Source organism: Cyanobacterium sp., assembly GCF_054166785.1.
This window is the reverse complement of the sequence record NZ_JBSZCP010000042.1, coordinates 1-19,903: the sequence shown is the minus strand read 5'-3', so window position 1 is coordinate 19,903 and position 19,903 is coordinate 1. Positions and strand designations below refer to the sequence as shown.

Genomic DNA, 19,903 nt, shown 5'->3' with positions numbered 1-19,903 from the left:
CAGAACATGGGAAAATAATAGTATCTAATTTAACATTTATAGAGAATGACAGAAAACCTTAAAAGCCAAGCGATTACGAAGGGAGTACAAAGGGCGCCTAATCGGGCAATGCTCAGGGCCGTAGGATTTGGAGATGATGATTTTACTAAGCCCATCGTCGGGGTTGCCAATGGTTACAGCACCATTACTCCTTGTAATATGGGTTTAAATGACCTTGCCATAGAAGCTCAAAAAAGTATCAAGGAAGCTGGGGGAATGCCTCAGATGTTCGGTACCATTACCATTAGTGATGGTATTTCCATGGGTACGGAGGGGATGAAATACTCTTTAGTTTCTAGGGATGTGATTGCGGATTCTATCGAGACGGTATGTAAAGGGCAGAGTCTGGATGGGGTAATTGCCATCGGTGGTTGTGACAAGAATATGCCGGGGGCGATGATTGCCATGGCGAGAATGAATATTCCTGCAATTTTTGTCTATGGGGGTACGATAAAACCCGGGCATCTTAATGGGGAAGATTTGACCGTAGTTAGTGCCTTTGAGGCGGTAGGACAATATAGCGCTGGAAAGATTGACGAAGCCCAATTAACGGCGGTAGAAAAAAATGCTTGTCCGGGGGCTGGCTCTTGTGGTGGTATGTTTACCGCTAATACCATGTCTTCTGCTTTTGAAGCGATGGGCATGAGTTTGCCTTATTCTTCTACCATGGCGGCGGAAGATTATGAGAAGGTGGAAAGCACGAGAAAGTCTGGAGAGGCTTTGGTTAATGCTATTCGTCAGCAAATTTTACCTAAAGATTTACTTACCCGTAAAGCGTTTGAAAATGCGATCGCAGTTATTATGGCTGTGGGGGGATCTACTAATTCTGTACTACACCTATTGGCGATCGCCAATACCATCGGCGTAGAATTAACCCTTGATGATTTTGAAGCCATCCGTCAAAAAGTTCCCGTAATTTGCGACCTAAAACCCTCTGGACGCTATGTAACCGTAGATTTACACAAAGCAGGGGGCATTCCTCAAGTAATGAAAATGTTACTGGTTAACGGTATTCTCCATGGAGATGCCCTCACCATTAGCGGACAAACCCTTGAGCAAGTCTTAGCCGACATCCCCGATACCCCCCCCAGCAATCAAGACGTAATTCGTCCATGGAATAATCCTTTATACCAAGAAGGACACCTTGCCATCCTCAAAGGAAACCTTGCCTCCGAAGGCTCTGTGGCAAAAATTAGCGGTGTAAAAAACCCCGTTATCACAGGTCCTGCTAGGGTATTTGAATCGGAAGAAGAGTGTCTCGATGCCATCCTTGATGGAAAAATTGTGGCAGGGGACGTGGTCATCGTGCGTAATGAAGGCCCTGTGGGCGGCCCTGGTATGCGAGAAATGTTAGCTCCTACCTCCGCTATCATTGGAGCTGGATTGGGGGATAAAGTAGGTTTAATCACCGATGGACGCTTTTCTGGTGGTACCTATGGTTTAGTGGTAGGTCATGTTGCCCCCGAAGCTGCGGTGGGTGGAAATATTGCCCTAGTAAAAGAAGGGGACAGTATCACCATCGATGCGAAACAAAAACTATTACAGATTAATGTATCTGAAGAAGAACTTAATCAACGTCGTCAGCATTGGCAACCCTTCGAACCTCGTTACCGTAGAGGTATCCTAGGGAAATACGCTAAATTAGTATCTTCTAGTAGTCTTGGTGCTGTCACTGATTTAGATAATAAGTAACTCACCCTGTGGGGGTTAGGAGTTGGGGTTGGGGGTTGAATAATTTTTAACCCTCACCTACCCTCTCAATGGTAAAATCCTACTTATGGCGCAGGTAATCGTAAAGACTTACATATTGTCTTCCTGGGTTATTCCAAGAATAGTCATACTCCATCCCTTGTTTTTGCAGTAGTTCAAACTCTTTGGGATAGTGATGCCATAGGGAAATAGCCCTTTCTAGTCCAGACTCTAGGGCGTGATGGTCATTTTCATAAAATACAAATCCATTACGTTTATCGGGGCTATGGTACTGATCATAGTCTTTATCGAATACTGTATCCATTAAACCTCCTACCCCACGCACCACGGGGATAGTGCCGTATTTCAATCCGATCATCTGGGTTAAGCCACAGGGTTCGTAAACACTAGGTACCACAATAATGTCGGCCCCTGCATAGATGAGGTGGGCTAATTCTTCGTTAAATCCTAATTCTAAATGACAGTCTGGGTTGTCGTTCAGGAAACCTTTTTCATGGGCAAACCAACTATTAATCCTCGGCTCGGTGGCTGATCCTAAGAGGACGAATTGAGCGTTATGGTGGATGGAGTAGTAAATACTATGGTGGACTAGGTCAACCCCTTTTTGACCGTCTAAACGACCCACAAAAGCCACAATGGGTTTATTTTCATCCCTTAACAGTAGTCTTTCCCGTAGGGCTTTTCTATTTTTTGTTTTTCCTTCAAATATATCGATGGTATATTTATGGGGAATAAGGGTATCGATTTCAGGGTTCCAAATATTGTAGTCAATACCGTTAAGGATGCCATCAAATTTGTAGTGATGCAGTTTGAGGGTATGTCCTAAGCCATAGCTCACGTCGCTATATCTGGCTTCCCAAGCATGGTGGGGGGATACGGTGTTGATGTGGTTAGAATAGACTATCCCTCCTTTCATTAGGTTCAGGGCAAAGGGGTTAAAGTTGTCCCTGAGGCGATCGTAATCATAGTAATATTTTTCATTATTCAATCCCGTAGCCTCGAGAATCTCCTTGCCTGTGATGCCTTGATGTTTGAAGTTATGGACGGTAAAACAGACCCTTTGATTTGCCATACCGTGCCATTTATACATTTCGTACAACATGACTGGTACTAATGCCGTTTGCCAATCGTGACAGTGAATAATATCGGGGCGTTTATTCGTAATGAATAAAAACTCTAGGGCTGCTTTACTGAAAAAAGCAAAGCGCATGGTGTCATCATCACAGCCGTAGTAACAACCCCGATCAAAGAAGTTATTTTCAGAATGGGGTTTTATGAAGAAGCAAAGGCGACCATGTACCCATCCGCAATAGACGGAACAATGAACGGTGCCATCGTACCAAGGTACGGATAAATCTTTATAAGCATCGTGAAGCCCCCAGATATGGTCATAACGCATACAATCATACATAGGTAGGATAATTTCTACGGAATGACCTCGGTTTTCTACTTCTCGGCTTAAACCATAGATAACGTCTCCTAGCCCTCCTGCTTTGATGACAGGTGCGCACTCTGAAGCAATATGAACAATATACATAGAGAGCTTTTTCCTCTTAGTTTTTACGATTTTCCGTTTAAATTTATTAAGTTATATCAAATCTTCGAGGTTTTGTAAATCTGGTTTTTACGGATGAAATTTTGATAAATATTATTAACATTGTAATATCTATCGGTTTTTGATAATTGGAGAAATGTAGTGTATTTGACAAAAAACCATGGGATAAGAGTGTTAGAAAATAACAGGAAAATTGTATAAGCTATAGATTAAGCTATATAAGTAAATAATTTTGAAGAGGAGTTATTAAGTTGAAAAAAATTGAAGCTATTATTCGCCCATTTAAGCTAGATGAGGTCAAAATTGCCCTCGTTAATGCTGGTATTGTTGGCATGACGGTTTCGGAAGTTCGTGGTTTTGGTCGTCAAAAAGGACAAACTGAACGTTATCGTGGTTCTGAGTACACTGTAGAGTTTTTACAGAAGCTCAAAATTGAGATTGTTGTGGATGATGATCAGGTTGATATGGTGGTAGAAAAGGTTGTTCAGGCATCCCGCACTGGAGAAATTGGAGATGGTAAAATCTTTATCTCTCCTGTGGATCAAACCATTCGTATTAGAACTGGGGAGAAAAATTTAGAGGCTATCTAAGTTTAGAATATTTTTTTGTGGTGGGCATTGCCCACCCTACTTTTTAGGTTAGTTTTATTTGCCTAAGAATATAGTCTAGTCGGGAGGGTTTAGCGATATATAGATACCCTAAAAGGGTTTCAAATCCTGTGGCTTGTTGATAGATTCCGGGGGCAAGTCTGCGGGGAGATTTTTTGACGGAGTTTCTTCCTCTTTTTACCCATATTCTTTCTTCTTCGCTGAGGAGGGGATAAATGGCTTGTAGGTGCTTTGCCTGACTTTCGGCTCTTACTTGGTGGACTACTTTGTGATGGTGATCTACTATTTTTAGGTAGGGTATTAGGTAATGAGTCCTGACGTGGAGTTCATAAATTGCGTCACCGATATATGCTAGGGAGACGGGGGAAAGTTGTTTTAGGGATGATTGAGGTATTTTTGCAAGAGAGTAATTTTCTCTCACATTGATTACCTCATTGTCATCGGTTTCTCTTAAGTTAGACTTAGGTGGCGATCGCACATCAATTTCGTTCTGAGTCACAATAACATTGTTTTTTTGATTAGGATATATCCGCTAAGGCTTCGTCAAGAGAGTTTCTTAGGTTGAGGAATTTTTCTAATCGCACCATTTTTACGGTTTGAGTAACCCTAGGATTAGTCACGATTTGTAGTTTTCCTTTGATAGGTTCGATCGCCTTTACGATACGAACTAAGGCTCCTAAACCAGAACTATCGATAAAGTCGATTTGAGATAAATCGAGGATAATTTGATTGGCTCCTTCTTTTACGTAACTCAGGATAACTTTCTGAAATGTTGGCTCAGAAAAAGCATCTAACTGACCTAGTAGATGAAAGATTTGGCAATTTTTTTTGACTTCACGAGTCCCTCTAAGGCTCACTGTCAAGTTTAGTTGTTCGGAAATAGCTACCTCCTTACTTTTTATGTAGCTCAAGATGTTGATAGTTATAAATTATATAACTAAATATCTAATTAATCATATTTTTGTCCTTAAGTCTGATGTTTTTCATGATTTTCTCAGTTTTTTTGGTTTTTATGGTTCTAATTTCCAAAGACGTTAAGATGCAAACGGTTTATTGCACGTGCAGGGTTTATTTTTAAAACTCAAGTTAAAATGGGTGGGTTGTTTGTTTTTTGTTTTGATGGGCAGTGGTACATTAGTAATTATGGTAGTTAATTTTTCTTTGGTTGTTTTGTCTGGCAGACTGGTTTTAATGTCTGGTTTGTTGATACTTTTTTCAGGTTTTTGTGGGCAAGGGGCAAAGGCTTTACCACCCCCAGAGCATATTCCAGAGGAGGTGTTACGCACGGAAATTATTGTGGAGGGGCGATCGCCCTTAGATAATAAACCACTGTCGGCTCAGGAATACGCACAGTTACAAGAGTCTTTGAGGAAGTCAAAATTTTCTCCTGCCCTTAGTGAGGATGTACGACACACGATTTTTTTACTGCAATTATTAAAAATGTTTAGAACTTTTAACCCGTTATAAAAAATAGCTATTAGATGCTAGAATTTATGCCCTAGAGTTAAAATATTCTCTTCAAATACTAATTATTAACTGTTTATTATTCATTATTTTTTTTATGGATAACCTATCAAATAAAGATATATCCCTTGAATCAGAAACTACTGCAGAAAAATACAAATCCAGTAATTTTTCCGTAGGTATTATTTCCCTAACTATTGGGCTAATTTTTATGATAGGGGGTGCGCTTGTATTTTATTTTACCCGTCCCTGTGTGGTGGGTGAATGCCTCTTAATTCCTGATGCCCAAGAAAGTGTTGATAATTCTTTATTGACCATAAATGAGGACATGACTAGGGCTGATTTAGCAGAATTACAGCTAAATTTAATTGCAATAAATTTGAAGTTAGGTAATATTCCCTCTTGGTCAGACAGTTATGATCAAGCTCAAACTTTAATTATAGAAAATCAAGTTGTTATTGATGATTTAGAAATTTTATTACAATCTTTACAGTTAACAGAAAATGCTCAACAGATGAGTGCAAAATTACCTTTATCTAAGGATGAATGGACTAGGGTAGAGGATTTTTGGGTAGAGGCGATCGCCCTTATGGAGTCAGTAAATAACCCATTTTTAACCCCATGGATCAATAATAAATTAGATGAATATAATAATATATTAATAGCAGTACAAGATAGTATTGCACAAGAAATAATTGCAGATCAGCTACTGTCAGAAGCCCAACAACTTGCTCAACAAAATGAAGAATTAATTAATAATATATCCTCCTTAGAAGAATTAAAAATCGTTGCAACTAACTGGCAAAGTGCGATCGATAAAATAAGAGAAATTCCCCTCCTTACCACCGCCGAAACCCAAAGAGAAGATTTAATAGAACAATATAATCAGTCCTTAACTCAAATACAAGCAACCATTAGACAAGAAGAAATAGCCAATAATCTTTATGGGCAAATACAAAATAAAATTATCCAAGCCCAAAATGCAGAAACCAATAATCAATGGACAAATGCCGTTAACCACTGGCAAGAAATTACCAACCTCATTGCTCAATTTCCTGAAAATACATCTAAACAACCACAACTTGAAAACGTAAAACAAACCGCCGAACAAAAACTATCCCAAGCCCAAGAAGAATTAAAACAAGCCATCAACCGACAAAATGCCAGAGAAGAATTAGCAAAAATATGTGAAGGTAGCGGAAAAATTTGTGACTACTCCGTGGAAAACAACCGCATGAAAGTCACCTTAACTAGTGATTATTTACGAAATATTGCCAGAATTACAGAGCAATCAGCCCATAGAGCAAATAATGAAACCGATGTTTTAATCAATCACATCAGCCAAGTAGAAAAAAATTATCGTTATCTAAGCTCGAAATATGGAATGCCCCTAGAGGTTTATAACCCTCAACAAATACTTATTGTTAGGTATGATTAATACTAATATACTAATCATAATTTCTCGTACCATAGGAGTTATGAAAATATTAATTTTTAAAAGTAGTATTATTTTTGAAATAAAGTAAATTAGCGGCACCTTACTTACTTGAAATTACTTAAGGGTAAAATACTTTTATTTTATTTTCTGAAAAACAAACATTGCTCTAAAAAAAATAGTGACGGTAACTTAAATTGATCAATTCATCAATACCGTAAAAAAACTAAAGTAGAGAATAATCAGCTTGTGCTGAAAGACATTATCAAATATTCTACTAATTTTAAATATGCCCTAGCTTAGGAATAACTTTCATATTGTGAAAAGGAAAATATAACAATATTATTACAATTTATATTTTGTAGTGAATGATGCTATAATTGCTTTCCTTCAAGCATAGAATATTTAGGTTATTAGAGAAATAAAAATAGAATGTTCAGACTTCAGACGACAAAAAAGAGAATCAAAAGAATTGCTCGAAAAATAAATGTTTCCCCTAGTTGGCAAGGATGTATCGTATTAAGTGTATTTTTGTTGCTTTCCTGTGCTAGTTCCGTTTCGGCTCAGGATAGTCTGGCAGATTTGGCAGATATTAGTAAAGAATTAAAGGTCGGTTTAGATACTTTTTGGGTTGTATTTGCTTCGATTTTAGTAATTTTCATGAACGCTGGTTTTGCCATGTTGGAAACGGGCTTATGTCGCCGTAAAAATGCGGTTAATATGCTCTCTAAAAACTTGATTGTGTTCGCCATTTCTACCATTGCCTATTGGGCGGTAGGTTTTGCCCTCATGTTTGGTGATGGTACGAACTTTTTTGGTTTTAGTGGTTTTTTCCTTGCGGGGGCAGACAATAGCCCTGCCATTGGTAGTGATTATATTGGGGTTTATAGTTCTTTGGCTTCGGTAAATATTCCTTTAGCGGCTAAGTTTTTATTCCAAGTGGCTTTTGCGGGTACTGCTGCGACAATTGTTTCTGGGGCAGTGGCGGAAAGGATTAAGTTTATTGATTTTATTCTATTTAGTGTGTTTTTAGTGGCGATCGCCTATCCCCTTGTAGGACATTGGATTTGGGGAGATGGATGGTTAGCCCAACTAGGATTCCAAGATTTTGCTGGTTCTACCGTTGTTCACTCTGTGGGAGGATGGAGCGCCCTAACAGGTTCAATTTTATTGGGAGCAAGAAGAGGAAAATATCGGGAATCAGGGGGAATAATGCCTTTACCGGGTCATAACTTGAGTTTAGCAACCTTAGGTTGTTTTATTTTGTGGATTGGTTGGTTTGGCTTCAACGCTGGTTCAACCCTAGAACTCTCACAGAATATTGGTTATATTGCCCTAACTACCAATCTAGCAGCCGCCTCGGGAGCTATTTCTGCCACCATCATCAGTTGGGTACTGGCAGGAAAACCAGACTTATCTCTCATTATCAATGGTGTTTTATCTGGCTTAGTAGCGATTACCGCCGGTTGTGCTTTTGTTAGCTATGGTGATGCCATTATTATTGGTATCGTGGGTGGAGCTTTGGTTGTAGTATTTGTTTACTACCTAGATAGTATTAAAATTGATGATCCTGTGGGTGCGGTGTCAGTTCACCTTGTTAATGGTATCTGGGGTACTATTGCGGTGGGTTTGTTTGCCAGTCCGATTATTTCAGAAGATCCCAATATCAAGGGTTTATTTACCACGGGTAGTTTCTCTCTCTTGGGTACTCAACTGTTGGGAGTTGTGAGTGTGGGAGCGTTTATGGTGATATATAGTTATGTTGTTTGGTCTATTCTCAAAGCATTGTTAGGGTTGAGAGTTTCTGAAGAGGAGGAATATTTTGGTTTGGATATTGGAGAGCATGGCATGGAAGCCTATAATGGTTTTTCTGAAGATGTGAACGAAATTTAATGATAGTTTATGGGCAATGGGCTTAAGCCCATTGTTCGTTTTATTAGTAGTTATGCCACTAATTGTTCTTTATCATTAACCACTTCATCAGGAGAGCGATAGTTTTCTAAATACTCTTTTAGCTGAGTATTAATATCATTTTTAACTATTTCTCGATATTCCAAGAAATGCTCATTGTGGGCGCAGAGGGTGAGATAGTGTTCCCATACTCCAGGATTATTTTTAATAATGCTAAACAGATGGTGCCAAAATTTCCAGCGAGTATCTCTTTTTATGCCTTGGCGCCATACAACGATGGCCAATGCTTTTAAATCCACTAGAGTAGGTAGTTTGGCTGGAGGGTGTGCCTTGGGGGCGCCGAGTTTGAGGAAACAACGATAGGTGCGATCTAGGTAAGCATGGGGATCATAGAGTCGCCAAAAAGCATCTACATATTCGTTGGCAATGTCTTCCACGGGGCGAGTGGGGACAAAATTCATTAGGGTAGTTTGGTTAATGTTGCCGTACTTGCCTGAGCCTAAGCGTCCTTCTTTTTCTAAGCGATGCCATAGGGCGGTGTTGGGTAATGCTTGTAACATGGCAAAGGTGGTGGTGGGAATGCCTACTTGTTCGGCAAAACGTACGATGCGATCGCCCGCACCCTTTTCTTCCCCATCAAAACCGATAATAAAACCAGCCATGGGGCGTAACCCTGTACGAATAATTTTATCTACCGCATCAGTCAAGGAACTACGGGTATTTTGAAACTTCTTGGTCATGGCGAGACTATCTTCGTCGGGGGTTTCAATGCCTAAAAATACCGCATCAAAATAACAATCCACCATCAACTCCATCAACTCTGGATCATCCGCCAAATCCACCGAAGCCTCGGTATTAAAACGGAAAGGATATTGATGCTCCTGTTGCCATTCCTTTAACGCCCTTAATAACAACTTCACATTACGCTTATTGCCGATGAAATTATCATCCACCATGAAGACACTACGGCGCCATCCCAACTCATAAAGATAGTCTAACTCCTGCAATAACTGCTCAGGGCTTTTTGTCCTTGGTTTACGCCCATAGAGAACGATAATGTCACAAAATTCACACTGGAAAGGACAGCCTCGAGAAAACTGTACCGACATAGAATCGTAAGCATCTAATTCCAATAAATCAAAACGGGGAATAGGGGTAGAAGTCACGTCGGGTTTTTCTGTGGTACGGAATACCCCCGAAGTTTCTCCTTTTTCTATCGCCTCTACAAACATCGGTAAAGTGATTTCCCCTTCATCCAATACAAAGAAATCTGCCCCTGCCTCTTCCAACTCGTGGGGAACGGAAGTAGGGTAAGGGCCGCCTACTGCCACTAATTTTCCTCTTTTTTTAGCCTCCTTAATCTGGTCGATGAGATCTTCTTTTTGAACAATCATCGCCGACATAATGACCACATCAGCCCATGCCCATTCTTCTTCTGTAACCGCTCGAATATTACGATCTACTAGCTTAAACTCCCACTCTTGGGGCAGAATACTCGCCACGGTGACTAGCCCTAGGGGGGGTAATAAAACCTTGCGATTGACTAATTCTAAGATTTTTTCGTAGGACCAAAAGGTAGGGGGAAAAATTGGATAAATTAAAAGAGCTTTCATTATTCTTTGGGGTTAAGATATTATTCGTTTTTTTTATTGATCTCAAATTTAACTCATATTCTCAGTTATTAGATATTGAATTATTATCCATCCACTTTTAAAACCTTCTCAAAAGTCCTGCGGTCAAGGGTTTCATTCTCAATTAGTAAATCCACTAAGGAGTCTATGGCGGGGCGATATTCATTGATGATGTTTTTAGCATTTTCATGGCACTGATTAATGATTGCCCTAATCTGTAAGTCAATTTTTTGAGCCACATCCTGAGAGTATTCCGTACGACTCATGGAGTCATTCCCCAGAAAAACGGGTTGTTCATCCCCTTCTAGGGCGATGGGACCTAAGTCTGACATACCAAATTTTGTAACGATTTGACGGGCAAGGTTGGTCACTCTTTCGATGTCGTTACTGGCCCCGGTGGTTACTTCATCTTCCCCAAAAACCATCTCCTCGGCGGCTCTACCTCCCAATAACCCCGTAATACGGGCAAATAGTTGGCTACGGGATACTAAGCCCTGTTCTTCATCGGGGGTAAACCAAGTTAGTCCTCTGGCTTGTCCTCGGGGAATGAGGGTAATTTTTTCCACAGGATCGTGTCCGGGGGTAAGGGTGGCAACGACGGCGTGACCTACTTCATGGTAAGCGATGAGCCGTTTACTTTTACTATCCACAAGGGGAGTACCTTCCATTCCTGCAATAACTCGATCTATGGCTTGATCAATTTCTGCCATGGTGATGGCATCTTTACGTTTACGGGCTGTTAAGATGGCTGCTTCGTTGAGGAGGTTAGCCAAATCTGCTCCCGAAAATCCGGGGGTGCGCTGGGCGATCGCCTTTAAATCCACTTCTTCACTAATTTTTTTATTAGCCCCATGGACATCTAAAATACCCAAACGTCCTTCTAAATCAGGATAATCCACAATTACTTGACGATCAAACCGTCCGGGGCGCAGTAAAGCACTATCAAGGACATCGGGGCGATTGGTGGCTGCAATGACAATAATGCCTGAATTACCTTCAAAACCATCCATCTCCGTCAACAATTGGTTAAGGGTTTGCTCCCGCTCATCATTACCCCCACCGATGCCACTACCCCGCTGTCTGCCCACCGCATCAATTTCATCGATAAACACCAAACAAGGGGCATTTTCCTTCGCCTTACGGAATAAATCTCTTACCCGTGAAGCCCCAACCCCCACAAACATTTCCACAAACTCTGAGCCTGAAATGCTGAAAAATGGAACTTCTGCCTCCCCGGCGATCGCCTTTGCTAACAAGGTTTTACCAGTTCCGGGGGGTCCTACCAACAACAAACCCCGAGGAATTTTTGCCCCAATAACAGTAAATTTATCAGGAGTTTTGAGAAAAGTTACCACCTCTTCTAATTCTTCCTTGGCTTCTTCAACCCCCGCCACATCTTTAAACTCTACCCCTGTTTGGGACTCCATTTGAAATTTAGCCTTAGATTTACCAAAATTCATCGCCCCCGCTGCGGAGTTAGCCGATTTACGGATTAAGACAAATAAGCCAATTATTAAAAATAATAGTAATGCTAACTGTACACTGCCTATGACAGCCGAAGCCGAAGCCCCCGAAGATTGTACCGCAAAATCAATGTTAGTTCTGCCGATAAGACTGACTAATTCCCTATTGTCATTGAATAGGTTAACTATCCTAGGGCTATTTTCATCTTCTCCTGCCAAAAATATTCTTGCCACATTGGTTTCAGGATCGATTAGGATTCTTTCTATATTCACCATTTGCTCTTGAATATCATCCTCTCCTCCTTCTTGGGTTTCGTTATTGGGTATTTGATTTCTCACTTTATCGAGTAAATCGCTATAACTCAATTCTTGATTACTATTTTGGGCAACGGCAACTCCAGCCCCCGTGACAAAGGCTTGTCCCCACAAAAGACTACTAATGACTAGGGTAAGGATTCGATTAGATTTTTTTCTTTTACGGGAATTATGATTTAACATTTCTATTTTTTGTACTAAGGCTTAATTCACTAAATAAGTTGAAATAACTATATCTATCTTAAATGTAAAAAAAAGATTGTGATGGTGGCAAGATCATCTGAGCAACCCTTCATTAAATTTCCCCAGGGAGGACGCAGAATTTAGTCCTTAAAGGGTAATGGTTAATCTCCTATGGATTTAAGGGTGCTAAGGGCAGCCCAACGACCATCGGTAATAGTGGAAGTTTCCTTAATAGTGGGAGGTTCACAATCTTCATTGTTACAAACTTGTCTTAGGGGTAGGGCGAGGGATAGTTGCTCATAAATCCACTCTTGCACCTCAAAATAACCATCGGGGGGCAAACTTTCACACAAATCATCCCCTGATATTTCTCTTTCTAAGGGTAAATTATTTGGATCTTCAAATTGATCACTAAGCCAGATAATTTCTGATGTATCTACTTCTAGGCGATGGTTAAAGGTTTTTAGGCAGCGATCGCACTTTAGGGTCAAAATAGTATCAGCGGTTAATTCCACCTCTAAAAAACCACCCCGATGATAAACGGCCAAACTACCTTTGATAGGGGTTAAGGTCTTAAAACCCTTAATATTTTCCTTAAAGGTAAACTTATCCATTTGCTGGGGCATTTTTAGCAATTGGGGAATATATATTCTTTCCATCCTTTTAACCATCATTGATTCGTCAATCATTAATTTAGCAGATTTGGGTTAAGTCTTAAGGTGTAAAGTTACGTCAGGGTTAAATTGCTAATTTTCTAAGGTGTATGATGTGCATAAAAAAAACGGGCAAGAAGCCCGTCTTAAGTATAAATTAGCGTAATTTAACAATTAATCGTCTTTCTGGTTCATTCCCTTGGCTTTCTGTGGTTAAATCATCAGAAGATTCAAGGATACTATGGATTTGTCGTCTTTCTACGGAGGATAAATATTTGATTTCCTCTGGTGTACCAGTTTCCCGAACCCTAGCAGCGGCAGTTTGGGCGATCGCCACTAATTCTGCTTGACGACGAATGCGATAACCATTCAACTCCACCGTGAAAAAACAAGGAGAAGAATCACCCAAGCCAACATTTAACAAAGAATTAGCCAAATATTGAATAGCATCGATGGTATCTCCTTTTTTCCCCACTAAAGCATTAATCTGAGTTTGCTCCAGATTAGCCTCATCAATGGTTAACCAACAAGAAACTCCCTGTTTATCATTTTCTTCTACCCTACCCAGTTGCACATCCGCAGGAATGTTCATTAACTTGAGTAGAGTTTCTAACCACTGTTTGCCCCGTTGGACTTGTTCATCCATAATCTGTATTATTTAACCTGAAGTTTTCTCTTTCTTTTTACTTTTTTTCTCAAATGGAATTACTTCCCTGCCTTTGGTGGCTTTAATTTGATCATCAAGAATTTTTTGGATATTCTCTGGTAAAGGTTCACGCATCAAAATTAAGGTTTGAATAGTTTGAAAAACGTTAGCCAATACAATGTACATTAACACCCCCGCAGGAAGAGGGAAGAATAAAAACATTCCTGAAAAAATAACGGGAGTAATTTTATTGATATTTTTTTGTTGATCGTTACCAGTATTGGGTGTGGCAGCCCCAGACAACTCTTGGTTGAGGTAAATGCTAACCCCAAAAAAGATGATCATGCCCAAAATATCCCAGTGAATTTTACCGTTTTCTCCCGTAACTCCAATACGTCCTAAGGCTTCAATGAATAAAAAGCCCTTGTCAGCAGCGATACCGGGTAAACTTACCTGAATGGTGGCATCTCCTGTGGCGAGGGCAGTAATGTTTCCGTTTTCGTCAATAGAAATTCTTTCTTGTCCTTTGGTAATTTCCCAACGGGGAGAAATATCTTCACCGTTTGGGTATTGGGTTAATAATTCTTGGAGAGATTTACCTTCGGGGGTTTGAAATTCTATTTTTTCTGTTTCACCCACTACTAATTTATTTCCTGTGGGGATGATAGCGGCAATTTTATTATGTACTCCATCGCTCACAAAGACGTTTTGAGCTTTGGTGCTATAGGATTGGGGTACGATGCGCTCTATTTGCTCTTGGGGGAAAATCTGTAAGTCAACATTGTAGTTAATATTGGCAAACGGTGATCCTCTGAGGGTTGCAAAAAGGGCGAAAAGGATGGGCATTTGCAGTAAAAGGGGTAAACATCCAGCGAGGGGATTCCCAAATTCTTGCATAATTTTCCCCATTTCTTCCTGTTGTTTTTGGGGATTATCTTTATATTTTTTTCTGACTTCGTCTTGTTTCTGCTTCATCAGGGGTTGGGTGATGCGCATTTTTCTCATGTTGCGAATTTGCCCTGCACTGAGGGGATACACTCCCAAACGTACTACTAATGTCAGAGCGATAATTCCAAAACCATAGCTTGGCACAATCCCGTAGAAAAAGTCTAGGATTGGCAACATGATATTTGTTGATATAAAACCTATACCAAAATCCATTTTTATTTTATTTCCTTACTATATGCTAATAATTTACAATGTACGATGGGCAATTGACAAATTAATGGATAATTGATAGTTAATAATTGATTATTAAAATTGATCTCGACTTTTTCAGCACATTTGTAAGTCATAACATAGACAAAGAATAATATTATCCATTTTCAACTATCCATTTTCAATTATTTAAGATGCGATCGCCTCTAGGGATCTACCAGTTTTATCGGCTGCTTTTTGAGCGATATAATCAGAAACGTTTCTGAAATCGGGCATAGCGCGCAATTCTAAACGACTTCTATCTTTGAGAGTTACAACAATATCACCCCAAAGACCTAAACCTCTAGGGATTTTAGCAACTTTGACCACTTCAGAGTAAATAATATCGGTGCGATCGCGCCCTTGCCATCCCCCAGTAACAGAAATACGACGATCAGTAATACGATAACGTAACCAAATAGCCCGGGCAATAGCACCCACAGTCAAAGGTAAACAAATAACCGTAAAAGCTAATAACACATTAAAAATAAGATCCCCAACATGAGGGCCACCTTCATAATAAACTTCTTCTTTAATTCCCATAGATAATATCTGTTTTAATTAGTAACTCTTTTAATTCTCTCAAAAAATGCTCATAATTGCATTCCCCGGCATCAGATTTAACTGTAATCACGATCAGCCAGTTAGAAGAAATCTCGGGAAGTAAAGACCTGAAGGCAGATTTTATCTGTCTTTTGATGCGATTGCGCACTACGGCTTTTTTACTAACTTTGCGACTAATGGAAATCCCTAGCTTTGTAGAAATGGGACATACCAAAGAGTCTGAAACCATGGGCAATGCCCGAATAATTAGATGACGACTATAGCGGCGAACACCCTGTTGATAAACAGTTTGAAAATCCGACCGCTTTTTAAGTCGATGTCGTGACGGTAATCCCACTTGAATTTAGAGGATAAATAAATTGGACGAATGATGAAAAAAGAATCAATGGTATTTACACCGCTAATCTTTGTCTGCCTTTACGACGACGAGCTAGAATAACTTTGCGTCCATCTTTGGTTCTCATACGAGCGCGAAAACCTGAAGTTCTTTTTTGTTTACGTCTAGTTCCGTTTAAAGTATGTTTACTCATTAATCCTTAGTAAAAAAACAGCATCTTTCATTATAAGACACAATGCTATTTCCCGTCCATAGACAAGTTCATTAATAGTGGCTCTCAAGCTCGATTTTTTTTCAGGATAGGGCTATAAAATACCGTTAATGGGAGATATTTTTCTGGGTTTCTTGATCAAACTTAAATGGTAAAGGACGTTTGGCAATATATAACCAGAATAACCCAAAAAGTCCAAGGGCGATCGCACTTACACTAATAATTTGAGCCACCCGCCAATCTCCCAACATCAGGCTATCGGTACGAAAACCCTCAATCCATAGCCTACCCACACTGTAACTAATTAGATAAACAAAAACTAAAGTACCAGTTTTTAAATTATTTTTGCGACGTAAACCCCAGAAAAAAAGAGCCATTAACAACACAAAAACTAACCCATTCCATACCGACTCATACAAAAAAGTAGGGTGAAAATATTCAAACTGCAAAAATTCCGCAGGACGACGATTAGAAGGAATATATAATCCCCAAGGTAAACTCGTTGGCACTCCAAAGGCTTCCGAATTAAAAAAATTACCCCATCTACCAATAGCTTGACCTAAAATCAAAGAAGGCATCACCACATCCATTAACGCCCAAAAAGACTGTTTTTTAACCTTAGCAAAAAGTATCGTAGCGATGGTACCACCAATAATTGCCCCATGGATAGCAATACCCCCTTGCCAGATAGCAATCATATCCCCCGGGCGCCGGGCATATCTCTCCCACTCAAACAAAACATAATAAATTCTCGCACAAGGTAGCGCCCCTATCACTAACCACAATACCAAATCACTGATCATTTCTGGATCAATATTTTTTCTCTTAGCCAAATTTTGGGCAATCAGTAAACCAACTATTACCGCCATCGCAATCAAAAAACCATACCAACGCACTGCCACAGGCCCTATTTCAAATAAAATTGAGCCCGGAGATTGAAAACGGAAAGCAAATAAACTCATAAAAATTTAATATTAATAGTATTTTTCTTTTCTATGGACGATGATCCGAACTTGAGTGAAATTAATGATATGATAATAGGACAAGATTAATGCCAATCTTAACCTTCATATAGTTACAGAAATTTAACAGTTTCTCAAATATTTTAAATGAGAAAAAAGCATATTAGCCCAGATAGCGCCCTCGGTTTAGTCTCAACCCTCAGCTTTCCCGCCATTGTCGGCACGGCAGACATGATGTTGAAGTCAGCGGAAGTAATTTTGGTGGGTTACGAAAAAATCGGTAGTGGACATTGTACTGCTATTGTTCGGGGTAATATTGCAGATGTACGCCTAGCGGTGGAAGAAGGGGCAAGAATGGCGGAACAAATAGGACAACTACATACTAAGCTAGTCATAGCCCGTCCTATGCCCAACCTAGAAGCAGTATTTCCCATCGGTAGTCGTTTAATAGAATTAGCTCAACAGGAGAGGGGTTATAGTCGTCTTAGTAATCGCTCCATTGGTTTAATTGAAACTAGGGGTTTTCCTGCCATGGTAGGGGCGGCAGATATGATGTTGAAGTCTGCGGATGTACAACTAGCTTCCTATGAAACCATCGGTAGTGGACTATGTACAGCCATCATAAGAGGCACTGTTGCCAATGTGGCGGTAGCTATCGAGGCAGGTATGGCAGAGGCAGAAAGGATTGGGGAGTTAAATTCGGTGATGATTATTCCTCGTTTACTAGAAGATTTAGAGCATACTTTACCTGTCGCTAATTACTGGTTAGATGAAGAAGATAAACAACAGCCATTACCAAATTTTGCGAAGAAAAAACGTACCCCATCCCGTCGCAAATTGGTTGCTTTGCCTGAGTTGGAAAAAGTGCCTGTGAATTTTAATAATTCCTCTAAAGTGGAGTTAAGGGCAGAGTTGGAAAATAGAAAACAGGAGAAAAAACCCTTACCCATGGAAATCATTGAGCCTCAAACGGAAGATGATTAATGGATAATTGATAATAAAAATTATGACATTAGTATGCCATGGTATGGAACACGACTGAATTATATAAATAAATCAGTATTTGAGATATTATGATCATTCCCTACTTTAATAACAAGACTTTTTTATTGAATGTTGTACTATGTGGAAAGAAATTACGATCGCCCTTAGCAACCATACTAAAATAGAATTTAGACTCAAAAATGTTCGTAGTGTGGGGGGAGGTTGTATCAATCAAGCCTATCAGCTGATAGGAGAAAATGAAAATTATTTTGTCAAACTCAATACCCCTCACCAATGGGAAATGTTTCGCTTAGAGGCGATCGCCCTCAGGCAAATGTATGATACAAATACCATTAGAGTACCCAAACCCATCGGCACGGGAAGCACCGATAACCATAGCTACATCATCCTAGAATGGATTGAATTTGGCAGAAGTAATAATAATCAATCATGGCACACCATGGGAAAACACCTCGCCCAACTCCATCAACAAGGTAAAGCTGATAAATTTGGCTGGGATGATAATAATACCATAGGTTCAACCCCTCAAATCAATGACTGGGAAAAAAACTGGGCAGACTTTTTCGCCGAAAAAAGAATTGGTTATCAACTAAAACTAGCCAAACGTAAAGGAGCAACCTTCGGTAATCAAAATGATATTGTAGAAGCTATTCGGGCAAAACTATCCCCCCATCAACCCTCACCATCCCTCGTCCATGGAGACTTATGGGGTGGTAATGCTAGTTTTTTAGCAGGAGGAATCCCTATTATTTTTGACCCCGCAACCTATTATGGAGATAGGGAAGTAGATATTGCCATGACCGAACTTTTTGGCGGTTTTCCCTCAGCTTTCTATGAAGGATATAATCAACAATGGCCATTAAACTCTGGCTATCAACAAAGAAAAACTATTTACAACCTCTATCACATCCTCAACCATTACAACCTTTTTGGGGGAAGTTATGCCAGTCAAGCCCAAGGGATGATTAATCAAATTCTGTGACTAAACTGTTTGTGTAAATAATCTGGTTTAAAATTTTAGCAAAGCTGAAAAATTGATTATTATAGTTTTGTGGTGTACGAGGAAGAGGCAATGAATAGATTAAAGTTAAAGACAAAAATTAAATATCCTCCTTATTTTGATAGGCTAATTTTTTTAGGTGCAGCTACCTATCTAATTATTGTTAGTGCTTGGTTATATAGACAATATCGACAATCAGTAATTACCAATAATCAACCTCTGACTGAAACCAGCCAAGAAAATATTAACCCCCCTCAAGAAAATTTAGAAGATAGTAACCTCCTACGGGAAACACCCACAAACCTTAACCCCGGAGAAATACCCCCTTTACCTTCTCCTTCCTCTGAGTCTCCCCCCGAAATATCAGCCCTCCCAATCCCTGTACCCCCTCCATTACCCACAGGAATTGATATGCAACCTCCTCCCCTATTAGAATCTAGTATAATCATTCCCGATCAAAATCCCCAGTCTTTACCTACTCCTCCTCCCCCTACTCCCATAACCCCTAGTCGTCCTGATACCGTGCCAACCTTAAATGGAAGTAGTTTACCGCCACCACCACCGATTAATTCTTCCGTGGAGAATGGGGCGAGAAATTCACCCATAGATAATAGTCAGAAGAAAAATGGTTTAGTCGGTGTGATTCAATTACCCGATGGAAACGGATTTGCCCTTTTTAATGTTAATAATATCACTGAAAGGGTAGCTGTGGGCGGTGCGATCGCCTCTACGGGATGGACATTGGGCAGTATTTTTGACAATGAAGTAATCATTAATCGTAATAATCAATCCCTTAGTTTAAGAGTCGGAGAAAGTTTTTAATTTTGCTCAAATTAATGGTTAAAATGCAGGTGCTTACTGCTAAATACGATTTTTGAACCTCCCCTGCCTGAAGGCGAGGGGATTCCCATATAGACTCTTATCTAGGCTTTCGCCCCTGACAGAACGCCATTACTGGGCTGTTTCATCACGATAGTTCCTACCGCAACATTTTGTAAACCTCTATTTTTGATT

At 39.9% G+C, this 19,903-nt stretch carries 20 protein-coding genes; 8 read left to right on the top strand and 12 right to left on the bottom strand.

Translation table 11 applies throughout. The annotated features are described in order from the left end of the window. Positions 1-45: 45 nt before the first annotated feature. Positions 46-1,731 (top strand): dihydroxy-acid dehydratase, encoded by a 1,686-nt coding sequence (ilvD, locus tag ACXITR_RS08450; RefSeq protein WP_457996786.1) that lies wholly within the window; start codon positions 46-48, stop codon positions 1,729-1,731. A 79-nt stretch (positions 1,732-1,810) separates the two neighbouring features. Here ilvD and glgA read toward each other — a convergent pair whose 3' ends face one another. Then, positions 1,811-3,286 (bottom strand): glycogen synthase GlgA, encoded by a 1,476-nt coding sequence (glgA, locus tag ACXITR_RS08445; protein WP_457996785.1) that lies wholly within the window; start codon positions 3,284-3,286, stop codon positions 1,811-1,813. Positions 3,287-3,555: 269 nt separating this feature from the next. On the opposite strand from glgA, the gene ACXITR_RS08440 reads away from it, so the two are divergent. Next, positions 3,556-3,894: a P-II family nitrogen regulator gene (locus tag ACXITR_RS08440; RefSeq protein WP_069789602.1), complete on the top strand. Its 339-nt coding sequence runs from the start codon at positions 3,556-3,558 to the stop codon at positions 3,892-3,894. Between the two features lie 43 nt (positions 3,895-3,937). On the opposite strand, the gene ACXITR_RS08435 is transcribed toward ACXITR_RS08440, so the two are convergent. Together ACXITR_RS08435 and ACXITR_RS08430 are read right to left on the bottom strand one after the other, a co-directional pair. After that, entirely contained in the window at positions 3,938-4,411 is a 474-nt protein-coding gene (locus ACXITR_RS08435) for a Mini-ribonuclease 3 (RefSeq protein ID WP_457996784.1), read from the bottom strand. A 19-nt stretch (positions 4,412-4,430) separates the two neighbouring features. Then, a complete protein-coding gene (locus tag ACXITR_RS08430; RefSeq protein WP_457996822.1) occupies positions 4,431-4,775 on the bottom strand; it encodes an STAS domain-containing protein in 345 nt (114 codons plus the stop codon). A gap of 280 nt (positions 4,776-5,055) precedes the next feature. Between ACXITR_RS08430 and ACXITR_RS08425 the strand changes: the two genes are divergently transcribed. The 3 genes from ACXITR_RS08425 to ACXITR_RS08415 all read left to right on the top strand — a co-directional run bounded on the left by ACXITR_RS08425 (position 5,056) and on the right by ACXITR_RS08415 (position 8,704). Next, positions 5,056-5,379: a hypothetical protein gene (locus ACXITR_RS08425; RefSeq protein WP_457996783.1), complete on the top strand. Its 324-nt coding sequence runs from the start codon at positions 5,056-5,058 to the stop codon at positions 5,377-5,379. Positions 5,380-5,473: 94 nt separating this feature from the next. Further along, positions 5,474-6,814, top strand: a complete 1,341-nt coding sequence (locus ACXITR_RS08420) for a hypothetical protein (RefSeq protein ID WP_457996782.1) — start codon at positions 5,474-5,476, stop codon at positions 6,812-6,814. Positions 6,815-7,273: 459 nt separating this feature from the next. Next, entirely contained in the window at positions 7,274-8,704 is a 1,431-nt protein-coding gene (locus tag ACXITR_RS08415) for an ammonium transporter (protein ID WP_457996821.1), read from the top strand. A 50-nt stretch (positions 8,705-8,754) separates the two neighbouring features. On the opposite strand, the gene ACXITR_RS08410 is transcribed toward ACXITR_RS08415, so the two are convergent. From ACXITR_RS08410 to lgt, 9 genes are all read right to left on the bottom strand, one after another. Further along, a complete protein-coding gene (locus ACXITR_RS08410; protein WP_457996781.1) occupies positions 8,755-10,335 on the bottom strand; it encodes a B12-binding domain-containing radical SAM protein in 1,581 nt (526 codons plus the stop codon). An 83-nt stretch (positions 10,336-10,418) separates the two neighbouring features. Next, positions 10,419-12,314 (bottom strand): ATP-dependent zinc metalloprotease FtsH, encoded by a 1,896-nt coding sequence (gene ftsH / locus ACXITR_RS08405; RefSeq protein WP_457996780.1) that lies wholly within the window; start codon positions 12,312-12,314, stop codon positions 10,419-10,421. 161 nt (positions 12,315-12,475) lie between these two features. Then, positions 12,476-12,973: a YceD family protein gene (locus ACXITR_RS08400; protein ID WP_457996820.1), complete on the bottom strand. Its 498-nt coding sequence runs from the start codon at positions 12,971-12,973 to the stop codon at positions 12,476-12,478. 151 nt (positions 12,974-13,124) lie between these two features. Then, positions 13,125-13,613, bottom strand: coding sequence for a Jag family protein (locus ACXITR_RS08395; RefSeq protein WP_457996779.1), 489 nt, complete (start codon positions 13,611-13,613; stop codon positions 13,125-13,127). 12 nt (positions 13,614-13,625) lie between these two features. Further along, on the bottom strand, positions 13,626-14,774 hold the full coding sequence (yidC, locus tag ACXITR_RS08390) for a membrane protein insertase YidC (RefSeq protein WP_457996778.1): 1,149 nt from the start codon (positions 14,772-14,774) through the stop codon (positions 13,626-13,628). Positions 14,775-14,960: 186 nt separating this feature from the next. Further along, complete coding sequence (locus ACXITR_RS08385; RefSeq protein WP_457996777.1) at positions 14,961-15,353, bottom strand: PH domain-containing protein; 393 nt, start codon at positions 15,351-15,353, stop codon at positions 14,961-14,963. Further along, positions 15,343-15,711: a ribonuclease P protein component gene (gene rnpA, locus ACXITR_RS08380; protein WP_457996776.1), complete on the bottom strand. Its 369-nt coding sequence runs from the start codon at positions 15,709-15,711 to the stop codon at positions 15,343-15,345. Before rnpA ends, ACXITR_RS08385 begins: the two co-directional genes overlap by 11 nt. Positions 15,712-15,766: 55 nt before the next feature. Next, on the bottom strand, positions 15,767-15,904 hold the full coding sequence (gene rpmH / locus ACXITR_RS08375; protein ID WP_457996775.1) for a 50S ribosomal protein L34: 138 nt from the start codon (positions 15,902-15,904) through the stop codon (positions 15,767-15,769). Positions 15,905-16,029: 125 nt separating this feature from the next. Further along, positions 16,030-16,884, bottom strand: coding sequence for a prolipoprotein diacylglyceryl transferase (gene lgt / locus ACXITR_RS08370; RefSeq protein WP_457996774.1), 855 nt, complete (start codon positions 16,882-16,884; stop codon positions 16,030-16,032). A gap of 147 nt (positions 16,885-17,031) precedes the next feature. Between lgt and ACXITR_RS08365 the strand changes: the two genes are divergently transcribed. The 3 genes from ACXITR_RS08365 to ACXITR_RS08355 all read left to right on the top strand — a co-directional run bounded on the left by ACXITR_RS08365 (position 17,032) and on the right by ACXITR_RS08355 (position 19,711). Further along, positions 17,032-17,868 carry a carbon dioxide-concentrating mechanism protein CcmK gene (locus tag ACXITR_RS08365; protein WP_457996773.1) on the top strand — a complete coding sequence of 279 codons (837 nt, stop codon included), beginning with the start codon at positions 17,032-17,034 and terminating at the stop codon, positions 17,866-17,868. A gap of 139 nt (positions 17,869-18,007) precedes the next feature. Next, positions 18,008-18,871 carry a fructosamine kinase family protein gene (locus tag ACXITR_RS08360; protein WP_457996772.1) on the top strand — a complete coding sequence of 288 codons (864 nt, stop codon included), beginning with the start codon at positions 18,008-18,010 and terminating at the stop codon, positions 18,869-18,871. Between the two features lie 90 nt (positions 18,872-18,961). Then, positions 18,962-19,711 (top strand): hypothetical protein, encoded by a 750-nt coding sequence (locus tag ACXITR_RS08355; protein ID WP_457996771.1) that lies wholly within the window; start codon positions 18,962-18,964, stop codon positions 19,709-19,711. Positions 19,712-19,903: the final 192 nt, after the last annotated feature.

Excerpts from the sequence above, each read along its gene's own strand:
- ACXITR_RS08395 (WP_457996779.1), bottom strand. The coding sequence starts at position 13,613 with ATGGATGAACAAGTCCAACGGGGCAAACAGTGGTTAGAAACTCTACTC.
- ACXITR_RS08420 (WP_457996782.1), top strand. The coding sequence starts at position 5,474 with ATGGATAACCTATCAAATAAAGATATATCCCTTGAATCAGAAACTACT.
- ACXITR_RS08425 (WP_457996783.1), top strand. The coding sequence starts at position 5,056 with ATGGTAGTTAATTTTTCTTTGGTTGTTTTGTCTGGCAGACTGGTTTTA.
- yidC (WP_457996778.1), bottom strand. The coding sequence starts at position 14,774 with ATGGATTTTGGTATAGGTTTTATATCAACAAATATCATGTTGCCAATC.
- glgA (WP_457996785.1), bottom strand. The coding sequence starts at position 3,286 with ATGTATATTGTTCATATTGCTTCAGAGTGCGCACCTGTCATCAAAGCA.
- ACXITR_RS08360 (WP_457996772.1), top strand. The coding sequence starts at position 18,008 with ATGTGGAAAGAAATTACGATCGCCCTTAGCAACCATACTAAAATAGAA.
- lgt (WP_457996774.1), bottom strand. The coding sequence starts at position 16,884 with ATGAGTTTATTTGCTTTCCGTTTTCAATCTCCGGGCTCAATTTTATTT.
- ACXITR_RS08385 (WP_457996777.1), bottom strand. The coding sequence starts at position 15,353 with ATGGGAATTAAAGAAGAAGTTTATTATGAAGGTGGCCCTCATGTTGGG.
- ACXITR_RS08365 (WP_457996773.1), top strand. The coding sequence starts at position 17,032 with ATGAGAAAAAAGCATATTAGCCCAGATAGCGCCCTCGGTTTAGTCTCA.
- ACXITR_RS08355 (WP_457996771.1), top strand. The coding sequence starts at position 18,962 with ATGAATAGATTAAAGTTAAAGACAAAAATTAAATATCCTCCTTATTTT.
- ftsH (WP_457996780.1), bottom strand. The coding sequence starts at position 12,314 with ATGTTAAATCATAATTCCCGTAAAAGAAAAAAATCTAATCGAATCCTT.
- rpmH (WP_457996775.1), bottom strand. The coding sequence starts at position 15,904 with ATGAGTAAACATACTTTAAACGGAACTAGACGTAAACAAAAAAGAACT.
- ACXITR_RS08400 (WP_457996820.1), bottom strand. The coding sequence starts at position 12,973 with ATGGAAAGAATATATATTCCCCAATTGCTAAAAATGCCCCAGCAAATG.
- ilvD (WP_457996786.1), top strand. The coding sequence starts at position 46 with ATGACAGAAAACCTTAAAAGCCAAGCGATTACGAAGGGAGTACAAAGG.
- ACXITR_RS08410 (WP_457996781.1), bottom strand. The coding sequence starts at position 10,335 with ATGAAAGCTCTTTTAATTTATCCAATTTTTCCCCCTACCTTTTGGTCC.